Origin of the sequence: Neobacillus cucumis, assembly GCF_002860255.1 — a bacterium.
In the GTDB taxonomy this organism is placed as follows: domain Bacteria; phylum Bacillota; class Bacilli; order Bacillales; family Cytobacillaceae; genus Neobacillus; species Neobacillus cucumis_A.
Genome location: NZ_PGVE01000055.1, coordinates 15,584 through 33,940, shown reverse-complemented (window position 1 = coordinate 33,940; position 18,357 = coordinate 15,584). Strand labels below are relative to the sequence as shown.

Sequence of the window (18,357 nt, the reverse complement as noted above, 5' to 3'; positions counted from 1 at the left end):
CATAGGGACGGTTCTCATGCTTCCAAAGAAGCACGAGAACCGTCCCTGTGTTTATGAAAAAGAAGCAAGGGAACCGTCCCCTTGCTTCCAATCTATTAAGCTAGTCGCATTTTGAAGTCTTGATAGCCAAATTGTTGTACTACTTCACATTCTCCATCTGCTTTTTGAATGGCGATAGCTGGTAATGGCATGCCGTTAAAGGTAGTGTTTTTCACCATCGTATAGATGGCCATATCACCGAAAACTAATCGGTCTCCGCTCTTTAATGGCTCATCAAAAGAATAATCTCCGATGACATCGCCAGTTAAGCAGGTTTGCCCGCCGAGTCGATAAGTATACGGCTTTTCGCCTGCTTCGCCTGATCCAAATAGAGGAGGACGATAAGGCATTTCCAAAACATCTGGCATATGGCATGTTGCAGAAGTGTCAAGAATCGCAATGTCCAACCCGTTTTGATGTAAATCAAGTACAGATGTAATGAGATAGCCAGCATTAAGGGCAATGGCTTCTCCTGGCTCAAGATATACTTCTAAATCATATTTATCTTGCATTCTCTTAATACAAGCTTCAAGTCGAGGAATATCATAATCTTCTCTAGTAATATGGTGGCCTCCGCCAAAGTTAATCCATTCCATTTGCGGCAGCCATTCTCCAAACTTTTCTTCCACTGCATTTAGAGTGGTTTCTAAGTCGTCAGAGTTTTGCTGACAAAGTGTATGGAAGTGAAGGCCTGATACACCATCAAGCAACTCAGGACGAAAATGATCTCTTGTTACACCGAATCTAGAGCCTGGAGAACAAGGGTCATAGATAGCGTGTCCAATTTGAGTTGAGCGCTCAGGATTAATACGTAAGCCCACTTTTCTGCCAGCTTTTAAAGCTTTATCTTTAAACTTTTCTAACTGCGAGAAGGAATTAAAGATTATATGATCACAAATTGAAATAATTTCATCTATTTCATCTTCACGATAGGCAGGGGCAAAGACATGATTCTCTTTGCCCATTTCTTCATAACCTAAACGTGCTTCGAATAATCCACTTGCTGTGGTACCACTTAAATATTTTCCAATGAGGGGATACATTGTTGTCATAGAAAATGCCTTTTGTGCCAAAACAATCTTAGCTCCTGTACGCTCCATCACGCCATTTAGGATTTTTAGATTTCTTTCGACAAGACCTTCATCGACGACATAACATGGTGTTGGTAATTCTTCAAACCGCATTTTATTTAATAAGCTCCGCTTCTTTTTTCTGAGCAGGTTCATCATCAACAAGAACTGGATTAAAATCTTCTACCCATGGAAGTCCCCATTTGTTTAACTCTTCCATGAATGGATCTGGATCAAATTCTTCAATATTATATACTCCAGCTTTGTTCCATTTGCCGGTTAGAATCATCGCAGCACCGATCATTGCAGGAACACCTGTTGTATAAGAGATGGCCTGAGAGCCTACTTCTTTATAGCACTCTTGGTGGTCACAAACATTGTAAACATAATATGTTTTGTCTTTTCCATCCTTTTTTCCTCTGAAGATACAGCCGATGTTTGTTTTACCAACTGTACGAGGTCCAAGGGAAGCTGGATCTGGTAATACTGCCTTTAAGAATTGAAGAGGAATAATTTGCTTTCCTTCAAATTCGATTGGCTCGATAGAAGTCATCCCAACGTTTTCAAGGGCTTTTAAATGCATTAGGTAGCTTTGGCCAAATGTCATGAAGAAACGGATACGCTTAAGGCCAGGGATGTTTTGAGCAAGAGACTCGAGTTCTTCATGGTATAACAAGTACATATCTTTTTCGCCAACTTCAGCAAAGTTATAAACACGCTTGATTTCCATTGGCTCAGTTTCGATCCATTCGCCATTTTCCCAGTAACGTCCGTTAGCTGAAACTTCACGAATGTTGATTTCAGGGTTGAAGTTTGTTGCGAACGGATAGCCATGATCGCCGCCGTTACAGTCAAGAATGTCGATATATTCAATTTCATCAAAATAATGTTTTAGTGCATAAGCAGAGAATACGCCTGTTACACCTGGGTCAAAGCCACTGCCTAGAAGGGCTGTAATACCAGCTTTTTCAAATCGCTCACGATAATCCCATTGCCATTTGTATTCGAATTTTGCCGTATCTTCGGGCTCATAGTTTGCTGTATCCATATAATGTGTCTTTGTTGCAAGACAAGCATCCATGATCGTTAAATCTTGGTAAGGTAATGCTAAGTTCATGACGATATCTGGTTTTACTTCATTAATTAACGCAATTAACTCTTCTACATTATCTGCATCAACTTGTGCAGTTGTAATTTTTGTTTTGCCGCCATCAAGTTTTGCTTTTAATTCATCACATTTTGATTTTGTACGGCTTGCGATACAAATTTCTTCAAAGACTTCACTGTTTTGAACACATTTATGGACAGCAACCGATGCTACGCCGCCAGCCCCGATAATAAGCGCTTTACCCATTTTCATTTCTCCTAACCTAATAGATTTTTTCTTAAGCACAACTACATTCCGTAACACAAAAAAAGCAAGTGCAAAACGCAGGAATTACTTGCGCACAACACTTGCTTTGATATATTCCATATTAAAAAGGGTATATCCATGACACAAAAGGTCATATCTATACTCCACCAAGTCATCAGACATTTTGGCAGAAAGCTTTTTAATATTCAAAATATATCATTTTAGGATCAGAGTCTATATAGCAAATAATCACTTTTACCACTCTTATTGACCGTTTCACAAGTTGTGTGCATTGTGCACTGGTTGTAAAGTAACCAACTTATAAAATTTGAGCTTTTAACTCAATCAATAAGGCAACCAAAGTTGCCAATCGGCAGTTGACCCGGCTGTCCGTATGGCCTTAACTTCCAAGGAAGTGGTCAAGGTTATCTGCTTGGAAAGATCCAGATATATTGAATATTAGCTTTCCAAAAATCATGCTACTTCATATTAGCAGTAACTAGGAATAATAGCAAGAGGCAAAATAAAACTTTTTTAGATTTTTTTACCCAAGTATTTCCTTTAGTCTGCTAAAAATGAGTGTGCTTTTTAGAAACTAAATTGGGAATGGAACAAAGGCATGATCCTAATAATAAGAGTGGAAAAATTGCAACTTATCATAAAAGCAATACAAGAAAAATTTTTTAAAAATTCCCCCCGGTCATTACATATTAATATTTACCTTTAGCCATCTATCGATGTAAGAAAATAAATTCCAAATTATTTATATGTTGCTTTTTTGCAATAGGTTAAAAATTCAGCTCTATATTCTACAGATTACAATATTGTGCTAAATAGATTATTGCTGGACTTGTTATGTTTACCCTTTACCAAGTCATTCAAACCCCGAACTTTAGGAGAATTAAAGAACGGCAATAATGCTGTCCAGTTTTATGTATTGCCGATGTTTTGACACACTTCAATTATCGAACATGTGATACTTCAAATTCCTCTTTCCTTCACAATATTGAAACACTTATAACTCTTTTCCACCTTTAAAATATAAGAAAATAAAAGAATAAGTTCCTATCAAGGGGATATGAGTATATGAAGAATAAATGGAATCTGCCTCTACAATATAAAATCATCATCCTAGTCTGTGGGGTAAGTATCCTTTGTCTATTGGTCACTAATTTCTTTATACAAAAAAATGTGGAACAAACAACCATTGATCACATTGAAGAGAAGGCAAAAACTGTTTCAAAAACCGCTGCCATCAATCCAATCTTTATTGACGGCCTTAGTGGCAAGTTAAGCGGGGACACGATTCAGTCATACGCAGAGCAAGTAAGAAAATCAGCAGGGGTCCCATTTCTTGTTGTTCTAGATATGAACGGAATTAGATTGTCCCATCCATTACCAGATAAAATAGGAAAAAAATATGCAGGCGGAGATGCCGGAGAGGTTTTCCAGGGCAAGGAGCATATCTCCATAGCTACGGGCACCTTAGGAAGATCATTAAGATATTTTACACCGGTTTACAATCCTGATGGTAAACAAATTGGTGCTATTTTAGTTGGTGTTTTATTAGACGATGTAGAACGTAAGGTTTGGAAGAGTACAAAGGTAATCCTCTTTAGTATGTTGTTAGGAGTGGCAGTAGGTTTAGTTTGTGCTGTCGTGTTCTCGCGTAAGGTAAAGAACATTTTGTTTGGAATGGAGCCGGTTGAAATAGCAAATTTACTAGAACAGAGAAGTGCCGTTTTAGAGTATGCCCGTGAAGGTGTTATAGCGGTTAACCAATACTGTGAAATTACTCTTGTTAACCAAGAAGCTGACCGGCTAATTAAATCTGTTGGTTTTGAGTGCGATCCTATTGGGATGAAAATGGAAGAGATTTTTCCTCAGTTTCAGTTGAATTTATTAATGGCTACTGGGAAAAAATTGCTCGATAAGGAATACTCCTTTAGAGGGTTAGTGGTTATGGCAAATATTGTTCCGATATACGTGAACAGTGAAATTACGGGAGCAGTGGCTACTTTTAGGGATAAAACAGAAATCAGGCAATTAGCGGAACAGCTTACCGGGGCACGATTATATGCAGATGCCTTACGATCACAAACACATGAATTTATGAATAAGCTTCATGTCATCCTTGGTCTTGCACAAATGAAAATATACGATCAATTAACCGTCTATGTAAAACAAATATCCAGCTCTTTTCAAACGGAAGAAGGGTTTTTAACTTCTAGGATTAAAGATCCGGTGATTGCAGGCTTCATTATCGGCAAGGCTAGTTTTGCACGAGAGCAGGGAGCCGTATTGACAATGACAGAGAATAGTTATTTTCCAAGGCAGAAAAGTAATGAATTTGTACAGGAGATTGTCACGATTCTTGGTAATTTGATAGATAACTCAATCGAATCCTTAAAGGGATGTAAAGAAAAAAAGGTAGAAGTGGAGCTCTTAACAGGTCAAAATGATGAACTAATGATTAAAGTTTCTGATACCGGGATGGGGATGAGCCAGGAAGTGGAAGATCAAATATTTGAAAGAGGCTTTTCTACTAAGGGAAACAACCGCGGCATCGGCATGTCCTTGGTCCTTGAGGCTGTGAAAAAATTAAATGGAAAGATTTCTATTCTATCGGAACCTGGAAAAGGAACCATTCTTCAGGTGGAAATGATGGTTGCAGGAGAGGAGAATTAGTATGACTAAGACAGTAATAGTTGAAGATGATCCTATGGTTGCAGAAATAAACCGCCGATATTTAGAACAAATTGATGGAATTGAACTGGTTGCCATAGCAGGTTCTGTGGAAGAAGCTCTCCCCATTCTTAAGGAGAATCAAGTGGACTTAATTTTGCTGGATATTCATATGCCTGGGGACAACGGTTGGAGTCTATTGTCAAAGATTCGTGGTTTGGGTACCGAGATTGATGTGATTATCATAACAGCATCCTGTGATAAAGAAAGTATAAAAAAAGGGCTTCGTTTTGGGGCAGTTGACTATTTAATCAAGCCATTTGAGTTTGAAAGATTTCAATCTGCCCTTCTCTCCTATAAGAAAGATCAAATGATGATGAATGAGCAGGAACGGATAAATCAAATGGAGTTAGATCTGCTCCTGCTTCATAAAGAACAAATAACTCCGGAAGGATACGATTTACCGAAAGGACTGACGAAAAGCACCCTCTGTAAAGTATGGAGGCAGGTACTCGAAATGGGCAGAACCCCATTCTCTACAGAGGAGCTCGCTTGCAAAGTAGGAATTTCAAGGGTTTCTATGAGGAAATATGTGATGTTTCTTGCTGATATCCATGCACTCGAAACGGAAGTGGTATACGGAACCATCGGCCGCCCTGTTTATATGCATAAAGCTGCTATTGTAGGCAGCAACATAATTGACCATTATATTAATCATTAAAGTCTATGGCAGAAATAGTGTCCCATTGAGGGGCACTATTTTTTTGCTAAATAAACTTTGAGAATTGTCTAGCTCCAGCGCCTAGGGGCTCTGGGTCATAAGCCAATCCGTCAAGAAGGCTAAAGAGCAGCCTTCTCGCCGGCTCGTCTTATGCCTGTCGCCCCTGTTCAAGGCGCTTCCGCTTTTCGGTCTAGTTACTTTAATTACTAAACTCTTTAATAACTTCCTAAAGCTGTTAAAGGGACGGGGGATTTAGTAGTCTACAAGTAAGAAATAGATAAAACTTTTTAAAGGAAAAATATCATAAAAAAGGAGGATTTATTACTTAAAAATAAATCATAAGGATCTCCATTTTTGACGGCAGCTTCTAATTTTTCATTAGCAGCTATTTTATTAAAGGGGTTTGTGAAACACTTCACAAATATGAACACTTTGTGAACAAATAAAAAAGGAGTTGAAATAAATGGCAATCCCTGCAAAGAAATTACAGCAGCATCCGGAAAATCCTAACCTAAAGGCGAAAATTGCAAGTGAAGTAAAATTCGTCCCCCTATTAGTAACACTCGTAATTGGAGCAATTATTTGGTTTATTCATCCACCGCATGGCTTATCCGTACAGGCTTGGCACTTGCTGGCTATTTTCGTTGCGACCATCGTCGGTTTAATTATTAAGCCTTTGCCAATGGGAAGTGTAGCGATACTAGCGCTAACAGCAACTGTTATTACACAGACACTGACGATTGAACAATCCTTAAGCGGCTTTCAAAACACAACTATTTGGTTAATTGTTATCGCGTTTTTCATTTCAAGAGGATTTATTAAAACAGGCTTAGGTACAAGAGTAGCCTACATGTTTGTTAAAAAGTTCGGTAAAAAAACACTTGGTTTATCGTATTCCCTGATTGCCAGTGACCTCATCTTATCACCGGCCATGCCATCTAACACGGCTCGTGCCGGCGGAATTCTATTACCAATCATCCGCTCTCTATCGGAAGCATACGGCTCAAAAGTAGGAGACGGGACAGAAAGAAAAGTAGGAGCTTTTTTAACAAAAGTAGCCTTCCAAGGTGACATGATCACTTCTGCCATGTTCTTAACTGCTATGGCAGCAAACCCGCTGGCAGCTCAGATTGCCGGAGATATTACCGGTAAACATATAACTTGGATGGGCTGGGCAACAGCAGCCATCGTTCCTGGATTAGTTAGTTTAATCTTGATTCCTTATGTGATCTATAAGCTATATCCGCCAGAAATCAAAGAAACACCTGCAGCATCACAAATGGCAGATAAGAAATTAAAAGAAATGGGGCCATTGAAAAAAGAAGAATACTACATGATTGGTGTGTTCCTTCTCATTCTTTCCCTTTGGATCTTCGGAACAAATTTGAACATTAATGCGACTACTACTGCCTTTATCGGTCTTGGTGCGTTACTAGTTACTCAGGTATTAACTTGGTCAGATATCAAAAAAGAAGAAGGCGCTTGGGATACCTTGATCTGGTTTTCTGTGTTAGTGATGATGGCCAGCTTCTTAAACGAATTAGGGTTAATTCCTTGGTTCAGTCATACCATGCAGGGTGCAGTAAGCGGCAAGTCTTGGACACTAACATTGATCATCTTAGGTATTGTTTATTTCTATTCTCACTATTTCTTTGCAAGTAACACAGCTCACGTTAGTGCCATGTACTCTGCATTCCTTGCTGTTTTAGTGGCAGCGGGAGCACCGCCGCTTGTATCTGCATTATTGTTGGGTGTATTCAGTAACCTGTTTGGATGTTTAACACACTATAGCTGCGGACCAGCTCCAGTCTTTTTCGGAAGCGGCTATGTCACCCAAAATAAATGGTGGTCCCTTGGATTCGTCATTTCCATCATTCACATTATAGTCTGGCTTGGTATTGGAGGGGCCTGGTGGAAAGTACTAGGACTTTGGTAAAGAAGAGATTTTAGGAGGAGAACAGAATGCGTGAAATATCAGCAAAATTAATTACCAGTACGGTCAGAGACCTTTGTATCCAAGCTGCTTGTGACCTACCAGAAGACGTAGAAGCACTCATTGCAGCCGGATTAGAAAAAGAAGAATCTCAATTCGGAAAATATAGCTTAGAAAAGATTTTGAAGAATGTTAAATTGGCACGGGCTGAACATGCCCCAATGTGTCAGGACACGGGGATGACCGTAGTGTTTGTTAAGGTCGGGCAGGATGCGCTAATTGTGGATGGAGATTTAACAGACGCCATCAATGAGGGAGTACGCCAGGGATACGAGGAAGGTTACTTACGAAAATCTGTTGTTAAGGACCCTGTCTTTGACCGGAAGAATACGGGTGATAATACTCCGGCTGTCATCCATATGGAAATTGTGCCAGGAGACAAAGTAAAGATTGAGGTCCTCCCAAAAGGGGCAGGAAGCGAAAACATGGGTGCAGTTAAAATGTGTAAACCGGCAGAGGGTGTAAACGGAGTAAAAGACTTTATTGTGAATTCGATTACTCAGGCCGGCGGAAACCCTTGTCCCCCTGTTATTGTCGGTGTTGGTATTGGCGGAACCATGGATAAATGTACATTATTAGCGAAAAAGGCTTTAGCAAGAAAGGCTGGAGAGCCGAATCCGAACCCTGTATACGCAGAGATGGAAGCAGAGCTGCTAGAGCGCATCAATAAACTTGGAATCGGGCCGCAGGGCTTTGGAGGCAAGGTGACCGCACTAGCTGTTCATATTGAAACATATCCTACCCATATTGCGATGATGCCTGTCTGTGTTACTTTGAACTGCCATGCAGCACGCCATAAAGAAGCTTGTTTATAAGGGGTGTATAAGATGACTACGATTAAAAAATTAACCACACCATTAACCTATGACCAAATCAAAGATCTAAGAGCAGGAGATCAAGTGTCTATTACGGGAGTTATTTATTCGGCACGTGATGCGGCTCATAAGAATATGGTAGACGCTTTAAAAGAAAATAATCCTCTTCCAGTTGATTTAGAAGGACAAATCATATATTACGCAGGACCGACTCCTGCAAAGCCAGGGCGAGTGATTGGCTCTTGCGGCCCAACCACAAGCGGCCGGATGGATGCCTTCTCGTCTGAAATGATGGAACAAGGTTTAAAGGGAATGATTGGTAAAGGTCCTAGAAGCAAAGCTGTGATTGATTCGATGAAGAAAAACGGAGCAGTTTATTTTGCAGCAATTGGCGGTGCTGCCGCTTTAATAGCCGATACAATCAAAAAAGTAGATATTGTCGCTTACGAGGAACTGGGGCCGGAAGCAATCCGCCGTATGGAAGTCACGGATTACCCATGTATCGTTGCAGTAGACAGTGAAGGAAATGATTTATACCAGATAGGTGTAGAGAAATATAGAGTTATAGATTAAATCACTTATAGAGGTGAAACTTCAATGCTGAGCTATGATGTTGTAATTGTAGGTGCAGGCGGGGCTGGTATGATGGCAGCCCTCTCTGCTAGTGAGGATAAAAATTTACGTGTCGCTTGCCTTTCAAAAATCTTTCCGACACGTTCACATACAGGAGCGGCACAGGGTGGAATAAATGCAGCCATGGGCTATAGGGATGCAAACGATTCTCCTGAGAGCCATTTCAGGGATACGGTTAAAGGGAGTGATTTCTTAGCGGACCAGGACGCAGTTGAATTTTTCACAACCAATATGCCAAAGGTCATCTCTGAACTAGATTATTACGGTGTACCTTTTTCAAGAGAAGAGAACGGCCGGATTGCGCAAAGACCGTTTGGCGGTGCATCCAGCCCAAGAACCTGCTACTCAGCCGATAAAACAGGACACGTGATACTTCATGCCCTTTATGAGCAGTGCCTTAAAAATGGGGTTCAATTCCACAATGATTGGTACCTTCTGTCACTTGCTGTAAACGAAGGCCATTTTGAAGGGATTGTGGCAATGGATATTCGCAGCGGAGAAATTCATTCTATCCAGGCGAAATCAGTGGTTATTGCCACAGGTGGTTTTGGACGTGTGTATTGGAGCAGAACAACAAACGCGATTAATATGACGGGTGATGGAACCGCCGCTTGTTTTAATGCAGGTATCCCTCTTAAAGATCCAGAATTTGTCCAATTCCATCCAACAGGCCTTGCTTCTACCGGCGTCCTTCTATCTGAAGCCTGCCGCGGCGAAGGTGGTTATCTCATTAATAAAGACGGAGAACGGTTTATGGCCCGCTATGCGCCCGGAAAAATGGAGCTTGGTCCGCGTGATCTCGTTTCAAGGGCCATTGAGACAGAAATTAAAGAAGGCCGTGGATTTGGAGAAGGCATGCAGTCATATGTGTTAATGGACCTTCGCCATTTAGGTGAAAAGAAGATCATGGAGCGTCTGCCTCAAGTAAGGGAGCTGGCCATGGATTTTGAGGGTGTGGATCTTATTAAGGAGCCCGTTCCTATCCGTCCAAGCTGTCACTATACAATGGGTGGTATTCATATCAGCGACTTCCGGACTTGCAGCACGCCAATTGAGGGAATTCATGCTGCGGGAGAATGCTGTTCTGTTTCTATCCACGGCGCTAACCGGCTTGGCGGCAACTCCGTAGCTGATGTCGTATTATTTGGGAAATATGCTGGTCTTGGTGCAAAGGAAAGTGCGAAAAAGCGGTCTTTCAGAAGCACTGAAACTTTATTGAGAGAAACAGAGAGATGGATAGAGAAGTTCAGAACGATCCGTCATAAGAAAACAGGAATTAGTATGTTTAAGATTCGTGATGAACTGGCTGAAACCATGTGGAACAATGTAGGTATTTTTAGAACGGAAAGTGACATGGAAAAGGCATATGAAAAAGTGTCGCAGCTTCTGGAGGCTTACAAAGATGCTATGATTGGGGATACCTCTGAAAAGTATAATATGGCATTTATTAACTACGTTGAAATAGAGAACATTTTAAAATTGGCCAAAGCCATTACAATGGGAGCAATTAATCGGAAAGAAAGCAGGGGTTCCCATGCTAGAGCGGATTACCCTGTCCGTGATGATGCTAATTTCCTGAAACATACATTGATTTATCAAGATGAGGACCAATATCGTTTGGAATATAGCCCGGTGAAGATTACGAAATATCAACCGGAGGAGCGAAAATACTAATGTATACAACCCTTTATTTTAAAATTAAGAGATTTGATGGCGAAAATAAATGGTATCAGGATTATGAACTTCCCTATGAAAAAGGAAAAACCATTCTGTGGGTATTAACAACGATCCGTGAACAGCTTGATCCAACCCTAGTCTTTACATCCGCTTGTCGCCATGCCATTTGCGGCAGCTGTGCAGTGAAAATCAATGACAATGCCTTTCTGGTCTGCAAAACATCTTTAGATAAGGTACTTGAGACCTTTAAGACCAACCGTTTAACATTTGAACCACTTAACAATTTTGAAGTCATCAAAGACCTGGCGGTTGCTTGGGAGCCAAAAATGGAAAAAATGGAGCAAGTAAAGCCATGGCTTATTCCGTCCGATGAAGGAAGCAAAGAAGAAGGATTTATTCAAAGCGAAGAAGATTACCACGAGATTGCTGCCCCAACCGACTGTATTCTATGTGGTGTCTGTGCCTCTGAATGTAATCAACTGGCTGTAAATGATGGTACTTATTTGGATCCGTTTATATTGAACAGGGCCTACCGATTTGCTGTTGATTCAAGGGATGCTGCTCCTGAAGAGCATATTATGCCTGTATTTGAAAATGAGTTATGGAAATGTCTTCATTGCATGCAGTGTGTGACGAAATGTCCAAAAGGCATTCCATTAACAGATCAGATTTCCTACCTGCGCCAAGAAACGATTAAGATGGGTGAAGTTAAAAACCAAGGCGCAAAACATGCTTTTGCTTTCCATGACGATGTAAAGAAAAAAGGCCGTTTAAATGAAATGACGCTTCCAATCAAAACAGATGGTCTCGTAAATACCGCTATGACGAAAGTACCTTTCGCCCTAAGAATGATTAGAAAAGGGAAAATCAATCCATTCCATATTCCGAAAGAAGTGGAAGGTATTAAGGGAGTCAGGGAACTTTATAAGTTTGCACAGGAGGTTAGTGAAGAATGAGATACGCATTCTTTCCAGGCTGTACACTAGAGTCCGCAGCCGAAGAACTCATGATTTCAACCAAAAAAGTAGCAACGGCTTTAGGAATTGAGCTAATTGAACTAAACGGCTGGACCTGCTGTGGGGCAAGTCATATTCAAGATGTAGATGACCTTTTGGCTACATCCATAAATGCTCGGAATATTGCATTGGCGGAAGAATTAAAAGTAGATAAGTTACTAACTGTTTGTAATACATGTACGTTAATGCTTCGCACGGCCAAACTTAAGATGGATAAAAATCAAAAGCTTCGCACAAAGGTAAACGAAGGCCTTGAAAGAGCTGGAATGGAGTATAAAGGGACAGTGGAAGTGACCCACCTTCTCTGGGCTTTGATTCAAGACTATGGATTAGAAAACCTGAGAGCAAAGGTAAAAAGGCCGCTTACGGGTCTGAAGGTTGCTAATTTTTATGGCTGTCATATCCTTATGCCGCCAAATATCATGGGGTTTGAAAACCATATGAATCCACAGTCTATGGAAATGGTTGCTAGTGTGCTGGGAGCGGAAAGCGTTGATTTTGATCAGCGTCTCGCATGCTGCGGTTTCCATGCGGTCTTCCCGGCTGAAAGAGAAGTAATGAATCTTACAGGGAAAAACTGCTTATCGCCTAAATCTCAAGGTGCCGACTGCATTGTTACTCCTTGTCCTTTATGCCAAATGCAGCTGGATGCCTATCAGCCGGATGCTCAAAAAGGCTTTGGGGAAGATATAACCATGCCAATTTTACATTTGCCGCAGCTGATTGGACTTGCGTTAGGCTTCTCTCCAGAAGAACTCGCTATCCAACGACATGTGGTCGAAGCGATCCCTGTTTTAAATGAAGCATTAGTTTTTTAAATAATATTCTTAGTAATAAGACACACAAAGGGGTAATCCTTTATGCAATATATTCTTGAGAAAAGAGCAAAACTGGTTGGAAGGGTGGACAAAGGACAACTTTGGCTATTAAATGTTCACGATGATTGGATTCATGACCAATATGGTGAAAGCTATATCTATCACGGTCAAATCTATGCATCACGTAATCCATTTCACCCTTTGTCGACATCCATAACTGGTTATTTTCAGGATGATGATTCAAAAAAATGGATAAAGGTGAAAGCCGGAGTGGCAGCATTTGATCCCAAGAATATGGATGATTCATGGGTAGAGAAGGTCGAGAACCTGATGAAGATTAGGTTTAAGACCGGAGTCTATAAATATATAAAAAAATAACCAAATATTTTTATGGGCCGCTAGTGTGAGAGGAGCGGTCTATTTTTCTTGGTATGAACGCAGCAGGGTTGAATTACTTACTATTTTTCTTTATAACAGGAATTAGATCAACTTAAACAAGGATGGGGGAAAATGGGTGGATATTCAGTTGCGGTTTTGTGAGCAGGTAAATGAACCCAATGACTTGGAGGCTGTATGGAGAATTTTGTGCGAAAGTGATAAAGACTTTTTCCCGCCGTTATCAGCTAGGGGAAGTACTTTTCAACGTACTCTTCAGCAAGAGGAGAAGCTTGAAACTCTGCCACATGCCTATTACGAGGAAATTATTAAACAGCCCATTATATTAGCTGTGAGCAAGGAGAGTGGCAAGGTTGCAGGCTTTATGACCTTTAAGCATAACTATCATTGTCCGGAATTAAATAACTTTTCTCCAAGTAATTATATTACAACCATTTGTGTCGCGAAGAACGCTCGAAACCAAGGGATAACAAGGAAGTTTTATCAGTTCATTCAATCCTCAGAAATTCCCTCCCAATATAGAATGCCAAATCTGGCCACAAGAACATGGTCAACCAACGCTTCGCATCTGCATATTTTAAGAACTATGGGATTTGAAGTAAGTGCGAGATTGGTCAATCATCGAGGCAATGGAATGGATACAATATACTTTGGAAAGAAAGTACAGCAATGATAAGAAAAAAGGATGAACAGGCCAATAAATCTCCTGTACATCCTGCTATAACTCACCATTCTCTAGGCTGATAGTTAAGTTCATGGAACAATTGCTCTTTTTCCTTTTTGGTTAAATCACGCCACTGTCCAATCGGCAGGTTTCCTAAATGGATATTCATGATCCTTGTCCGCTGCAGCCTGACAACCTCATAACCTAAGGCTGCGCACATCCGGCGAATTTGCCGGTTAAGCCCTTGGGTTAAGATAATCTGAAAGACATTTCTCGATAGCTGTGTTACTTTGCATGGAAGTGTTTTTGTATTTAAAATCTCCACTCCCCCTGCCATTTTCTTTACAAATTCAGGTGTAATCGGCTTGTTTACCGTTACAATATATTCCTTTTCATGCTTATTTTCTGCCCGGAGGATCTCATTTACGATATCACCGTCATTTGTCAGCAGAATCAACCCATCTGAATCTTTATCTAACCGGCCAATATGGAAAATCCGTAGAGGGTGATTAACAAAATCAACGATATTTCCTTTTATATGCCTTTCGGTTGTGCTCGTAATTCCCACCGGTTTATTTAAGGCAATGTAGACATACTCTTTTTTGACCTTAATCAGGCTTCCGTCAATGCGTACCTCATCACCATTCTCAACCTGGCTTCCCATTTGAGCGGTCTGTCCATTAATGGTGACCCTGCCTTCACTAATTAACTTATCTGCGCCTCTTCTAGAGGACTTTCCCGATTCACTAATAAACTTATTAATCCTAATAATAACCACAACCTTCAGTGGAATTGTCTGATTAAGAATAACCTAATTCCCCCTCCGATTTCAAGCGAACTCATGGTGCCTGTCACCATTACTTCTATATGCAAATTAATAAACTGGATTTGCAATTAAGAGATGCCCCTATCATCTAAAAAGTAAATGTCGAATGATATTTTAATAGAATTGTAAAATATTACATTGTTTTCACCAAATTATGACAAAAAACGGTCTGCTTGAAATGTTATTGTAAAGTAAATTACATATTTGGGGAGATGCAAATGAGAAAGTTATCAGTTATTTTTGTTTTGCTTTTTAGTATCTTTTTCTTCAACCATGCAGAAGCTGATGCAGCAGGCAGCTCGCAATTGATTATTATTAACAAAAAGACGAACACACTCGCATTCTATGATAGTGGAAAGCTAGTGAGAACCTTTAAAGTTGCAACTGGTAAAACTAGAAATTTAACCCCGGAAGGTAAGTTTAGGATTGTTACCAAAATCGTAAATCGACCCTATTATAAGGGGCATATACCTGGCGGGGATCCTCGTAATCCATTAGGGAATAGATGGTTGGGTCTGGAAGCTAGGGGGACATATGGAACAACATATGCGATTCATGGAAATGCAAATGAAAGCTCAATTGGTAAATATATCAGCCATGGCTGTGTGCGGATGCACAATAATGAGGTTCGTTGGCTTTTCAGCCAAGTTAAAATGTACACAACGGTTATCATAACTTACTCCGGCAGCAGCTTTGACGCCATTGCCAAGGCAAATGGCTTTAATGTTGGTGTGACAAACGGCTGGGTACAAAGCAATGGGCATCAATTTTACTATGAAAACGGCATACCTAAAACCGGCTGGATGATCCTCGGAGGAAAAACATACTATTTTGAGAAAACGGGAGAGATGAAAAAGGGCTGGATGATCCTCGGAGGAAAAACATACTACTTTGAGAAGACCGGAGAGATGAAAAAGGGCTGGATGATCCTCAATGGAAAAACCTACTACTTTGAGAAGACCGGAGAGATGAAAAAGAGCTGGATGATCCTCCTTGGAAAAACCTACTATTTTGAGAAAACAGGAGAGATGAAAAAGGGCTGGATGATTCTCAATGGAAAAACATATTACTTTGAGAAAACGGGAGAGATGAAAAAGGGCTGGATGATCCTTCTTGGAAAAACATACTATTTCGAGAAAACAGGAGAGATGAAAAAGGGTTGGATGATCCTTCTTGGGAAGGAATACTTCTTTGATCAAACGGGAGTAATGAAAAAGGGCGGCTGGTTAATAACCGGAGGAAAAACATACTTTGTTGATCAAAATGGAGTGGTAAAAACAGGCTGGGTACAAATAGAAGGAAAATGGTACTATTTTAATCCTAAATCGAATCCTATCGGAATAATGGCAGTTAGCACCGTCATTGATGGCTGGAATATAGGAGCAGATGGTGCTAGGCTGGAGTAACATGATTCCTTAGTAAAATGGATGATTTGAACCCCTCCTATGTATCACAGGAAAGCATAGTTAGACAGACCATCGAGTTGCTAGTTTTAAAGATTGTTAGACGCTCCTTATGGAGTGTCTAATTTTTTTGTTAAAGGGAAAACTACGCTTAAAAAACGATGTTTACATTTGTGTAATCATGTAAACGGATTGCACACATGAAGTTTACGTTTTTGTGTACGTGTATACATTTTGTGTACTTAATGTTTACAAGTATGTATACACGTATACAAATTCGTATGCATCCTTTTGTGGCGCGTTGTTTACACACTTGTCTTAAGTGTTTACAAAACAGTTTACATTACTCCTAGGTGAGGGTACACAGTTTCCAGAAAAATCTCTTGTATTGGTAGGACTCCACATGGTGGCTGATGTTCAAAAGGAAAGAAAAGAAGCTACACCCCTGACAATCGACATTACCGCCATTGAGGAATTCCTACTTTTCACGTATTTAGAACATTTAATGGATGGCTTTATGGCTTTATGGAGCAGATCCAGGCCAGGACTTAGCAAGGAGATACGTTTGTCCCTACATCACAAGCATTTAACTTAGCTGATTTCCTGAATTATTGCTAAATCCACAAAATATTCACTATTATTTCTAGCTGCATAGTGTAGCTGGAAAGTTCTGGAGGAAAATTCAATAGTTTAAAAGTTTATTAAGCACCCTTTAGTGGTATCTAATTTTTTAAAAAGAAAAAAATATATTTAAATATTAGTGTTTGCAATATGTTTACTTGTAAACAGAGTATGTACATGGTGTTTACGTTTTTGTATACGTGTATACATTTTGTTTACTATTTGTTTACAAGTTCGTATACATGTATACAATCATGTACACGCCTTAAAATAAAGCGATGTTTACGTATTTGTCTTAAATGTTTACATAACCGATTACAATACTGCTAAGTTTACATATTGTTTACGGTTTTACACTTTTATTTCATTTCGCAAAATCCCATTGAAGAATCTACCAATCTCCTATAGCCTATTAGTAGAGAGAATCAGTACATAATAAAGACTATTAATGAAAAGGAATGATTAATATGAATAAGTCCAGAGTTGCAGCAATTGATGTAGGAAATGACTCTATTAAAGCTATTTTCGGAGAACTAGAGTATGAATTAAATATTCCTAACATTATCGCCCGTGATACAGAAGATCGACCTGTCATAGGGATTGAAGAGCTTGATAGTAAAAATCCCCTAGATGGTATTCATATCAAAGTCCACTCCCCTGCCCTAAAAGACAACAATGCCATTTATCGTGTTGGTAATTTAGCTACCAAAACAGATAACGCTACTGAACTAGACCCGGGCAGCAGCAAGTCAGAGGAAGACCAAACACTAATCATGCTTTTTGCCACATTAGCATTGGATGCAGTAAAACTAGATAGTTTTCCAAAAGCTAAGAATGTGATCGATGCAACTTATACATTAGGAACAGGACTCCCGCTTCGTGAAGTAAAAGAAGGCAAGGATGCAGGCTATCGTTCAAGATTAATTGGAAATGTTCACCAGGTTGAATTTCTAGTGACACCAAAATACCAAGGATTAAAGGTTAATCTTAAATTTAACGAGGTAAAGGTTTATCCGGAAGGCTTTGCTGCCTATATTAATCTAGTAATGGACAACAATTTAAAAATAATCAATAAGGATCTAATCGATAAGCGTATCCTTATCCAGGATATTGGCGGGTTATCAACAGATATTGCCGTGATTAAAAACCGAAATGTGGATGATGATAAGGCACAAGGATTCAACCTTGGGGTATCAGAATCATTAGAGGCCATCCGCGAGGAAATTCGCAAAAAACATGGAGTTGAACTCGACAGCCGCCGTGATGTAGTTGAAATCATTACAAGAAAAAATGATCGAAATCATATTATGGTCAAAGGAAGCCGGACAAGCGTGCATGACATTACGGACCGTATACTGCTTGATTTAGCCAAAAAGCAATATCGATTATTACGAAATGTTTGGCAGAAAAATTCCCAGACAGAAATCTGCTATTTTGTAGGCGGAGGATCCCATGTCTTAAAAGATTATATCAAGACTTTAAATAACAATTTAGACGGTTATAATATTGAATTCTTTGAAGATGACAAGGAAAGCATTTGGATGATGGCCAATGCTTACTATAAGCTCATCATGGATTTTGTCAGAAAATCGGAGAAGCCTAAAGAACCAGTCAAAACTAACTAGG

The 18,357-nt window shown here is 39.9% G+C and carries 16 protein-coding genes; 13 read left to right on the top strand and 3 right to left on the bottom strand.

All coding sequences use genetic code 11. From position 1 onward, the window contains the following. Positions 1 to 95: 95 nt before the first annotated feature. Positions 96 to 1,223 (bottom strand): carboxynorspermidine decarboxylase, encoded by a 1,128-nt coding sequence (nspC, locus tag CVD27_RS14890; protein WP_101648697.1) that lies wholly within the window; start codon positions 1,221 to 1,223, stop codon positions 96 to 98. A 1-nt stretch (position 1,224) separates the two neighbouring features. After that, positions 1,225 to 2,463, bottom strand: a complete 1,239-nt coding sequence (locus CVD27_RS14885; RefSeq protein WP_101648696.1) for a saccharopine dehydrogenase family protein — start codon at positions 2,461 to 2,463, stop codon at positions 1,225 to 1,227. 1,086 nt (positions 2,464 to 3,549) lie between these two features. On the opposite strand from CVD27_RS14885, the gene dcuS reads away from it, so the two are divergent. From dcuS to CVD27_RS14835, 10 genes are all read left to right on the top strand, one after another. Continuing rightward, positions 3,550 to 5,151: a DcuS/MalK family sensor histidine kinase gene (gene dcuS / locus CVD27_RS14880; RefSeq protein ID WP_101648695.1), complete on the top strand. Its 1,602-nt coding sequence runs from the start codon at positions 3,550 to 3,552 to the stop codon at positions 5,149 to 5,151. A 1-nt stretch (position 5,152) separates the two neighbouring features. Further along, the gene (locus CVD27_RS14875) at positions 5,153 to 5,869 is read left to right on the top strand and encodes a response regulator (RefSeq protein ID WP_101648694.1); all 717 of its coding nucleotides are present in this window, start codon (positions 5,153 to 5,155) and stop codon (positions 5,867 to 5,869) included. A gap of 463 nt (positions 5,870 to 6,332) precedes the next feature. Continuing rightward, complete coding sequence (locus CVD27_RS14870) at positions 6,333 to 7,805, top strand: anion permease (protein WP_101648693.1); 1,473 nt, start codon at positions 6,333 to 6,335, stop codon at positions 7,803 to 7,805. Positions 7,806 to 7,831: 26 nt separating this feature from the next. Beyond that, positions 7,832 to 8,677: a fumarate hydratase gene (locus CVD27_RS14865; RefSeq protein ID WP_101648692.1), complete on the top strand. Its 846-nt coding sequence runs from the start codon at positions 7,832 to 7,834 to the stop codon at positions 8,675 to 8,677. A gap of 12 nt (positions 8,678 to 8,689) precedes the next feature. Beyond that, entirely contained in the window at positions 8,690 to 9,250 is a 561-nt protein-coding gene (locus CVD27_RS14860) for a Fe-S-containing hydro-lyase (RefSeq protein WP_101648691.1), read from the top strand. 24 nt (positions 9,251 to 9,274) lie between these two features. Then, entirely contained in the window at positions 9,275 to 10,984 is a 1,710-nt protein-coding gene (locus tag CVD27_RS14855) for an FAD-dependent oxidoreductase (protein ID WP_101648690.1), read from the top strand. Beyond that, positions 10,984 to 11,943, top strand: a complete 960-nt coding sequence (locus tag CVD27_RS14850) for a succinate dehydrogenase/fumarate reductase iron-sulfur subunit (protein ID WP_101648689.1) — start codon at positions 10,984 to 10,986, stop codon at positions 11,941 to 11,943. Before CVD27_RS14855 ends, CVD27_RS14850 begins: the two co-directional genes overlap by 1 nt. Further along, entirely contained in the window at positions 11,940 to 12,821 is an 882-nt protein-coding gene (locus CVD27_RS14845) for a CoB--CoM heterodisulfide reductase iron-sulfur subunit B family protein (protein ID WP_101648688.1), read from the top strand. Before CVD27_RS14850 ends, CVD27_RS14845 begins: the two co-directional genes overlap by 4 nt. A 42-nt stretch (positions 12,822 to 12,863) precedes the next feature. Then, a complete protein-coding gene (locus CVD27_RS14840) occupies positions 12,864 to 13,199 on the top strand; it encodes a molecular chaperone GrpE (RefSeq protein WP_101648687.1) in 336 nt (111 codons plus the stop codon). 136 nt (positions 13,200 to 13,335) lie between these two features. Continuing rightward, positions 13,336 to 13,890, top strand: coding sequence for a GNAT family N-acetyltransferase (locus CVD27_RS14835; RefSeq protein WP_180960292.1), 555 nt, complete (start codon positions 13,336 to 13,338; stop codon positions 13,888 to 13,890). A gap of 52 nt (positions 13,891 to 13,942) precedes the next feature. Here the strand turns inward: CVD27_RS14835 and rluF are convergent, their stop codons facing one another. Further along, positions 13,943 to 14,650 carry a 23S rRNA pseudouridine(2604) synthase RluF gene (gene rluF, locus CVD27_RS14830; protein WP_101648700.1) on the bottom strand — a complete coding sequence of 236 codons (708 nt, stop codon included), beginning with the start codon at positions 14,648 to 14,650 and terminating at the stop codon, positions 13,943 to 13,945. A 275-nt stretch (positions 14,651 to 14,925) separates the two neighbouring features. Here rluF and CVD27_RS14825 point away from each other — a divergent pair, with 275 nt between their 5' ends. From CVD27_RS14825 to CVD27_RS14815, 3 genes are all read left to right on the top strand, one after another. Next, entirely contained in the window at positions 14,926 to 16,113 is a 1,188-nt protein-coding gene (locus tag CVD27_RS14825; RefSeq protein WP_180960290.1) for a L,D-transpeptidase family protein, read from the top strand. A gap of 319 nt (positions 16,114 to 16,432) precedes the next feature. Next, positions 16,433 to 16,705, top strand: a complete 273-nt coding sequence (locus CVD27_RS28165) for a hypothetical protein (RefSeq protein WP_180960289.1) — start codon at positions 16,433 to 16,435, stop codon at positions 16,703 to 16,705. Between the two features lie 493 nt (positions 16,706 to 17,198). Continuing rightward, a complete protein-coding gene (locus tag CVD27_RS14815; RefSeq protein WP_101648683.1) occupies positions 17,199 to 18,356 on the top strand; it encodes a ParM/StbA family protein in 1,158 nt (385 codons plus the stop codon). Position 18,357 lies beyond the last annotated feature (1 nt).

Coding starts and splice junctions, on each gene's coding strand:
- nspC (WP_101648697.1), bottom strand. CDS start 1,223: ATGCGGTTTGAAGAATTACCAACACCATGTTATGTCGTCGATGAAGGT.
- CVD27_RS14885 (WP_101648696.1), bottom strand. CDS start 2,463: ATGGGTAAAGCGCTTATTATCGGGGCTGGCGGCGTAGCATCGGTTGCT.
- dcuS (WP_101648695.1), top strand. CDS start 3,550: ATGAAGAATAAATGGAATCTGCCTCTACAATATAAAATCATCATCCTA.
- CVD27_RS14875 (WP_101648694.1), top strand. CDS start 5,153: ATGACTAAGACAGTAATAGTTGAAGATGATCCTATGGTTGCAGAAATA.
- CVD27_RS14870 (WP_101648693.1), top strand. CDS start 6,333: ATGGCAATCCCTGCAAAGAAATTACAGCAGCATCCGGAAAATCCTAAC.
- CVD27_RS14865 (WP_101648692.1), top strand. CDS start 7,832: ATGCGTGAAATATCAGCAAAATTAATTACCAGTACGGTCAGAGACCTT.
- CVD27_RS14860 (WP_101648691.1), top strand. CDS start 8,690: ATGACTACGATTAAAAAATTAACCACACCATTAACCTATGACCAAATC.
- CVD27_RS14855 (WP_101648690.1), top strand. CDS start 9,275: ATGCTGAGCTATGATGTTGTAATTGTAGGTGCAGGCGGGGCTGGTATG.
- CVD27_RS14850 (WP_101648689.1), top strand. CDS start 10,984: ATGTATACAACCCTTTATTTTAAAATTAAGAGATTTGATGGCGAAAAT.
- CVD27_RS14845 (WP_101648688.1), top strand. CDS start 11,940: ATGAGATACGCATTCTTTCCAGGCTGTACACTAGAGTCCGCAGCCGAA.
- CVD27_RS14840 (WP_101648687.1), top strand. CDS start 12,864: ATGCAATATATTCTTGAGAAAAGAGCAAAACTGGTTGGAAGGGTGGAC.
- CVD27_RS14825 (WP_180960290.1), top strand. CDS start 14,926: ATGAGAAAGTTATCAGTTATTTTTGTTTTGCTTTTTAGTATCTTTTTC.
- CVD27_RS14815 (WP_101648683.1), top strand. CDS start 17,199: ATGAATAAGTCCAGAGTTGCAGCAATTGATGTAGGAAATGACTCTATT.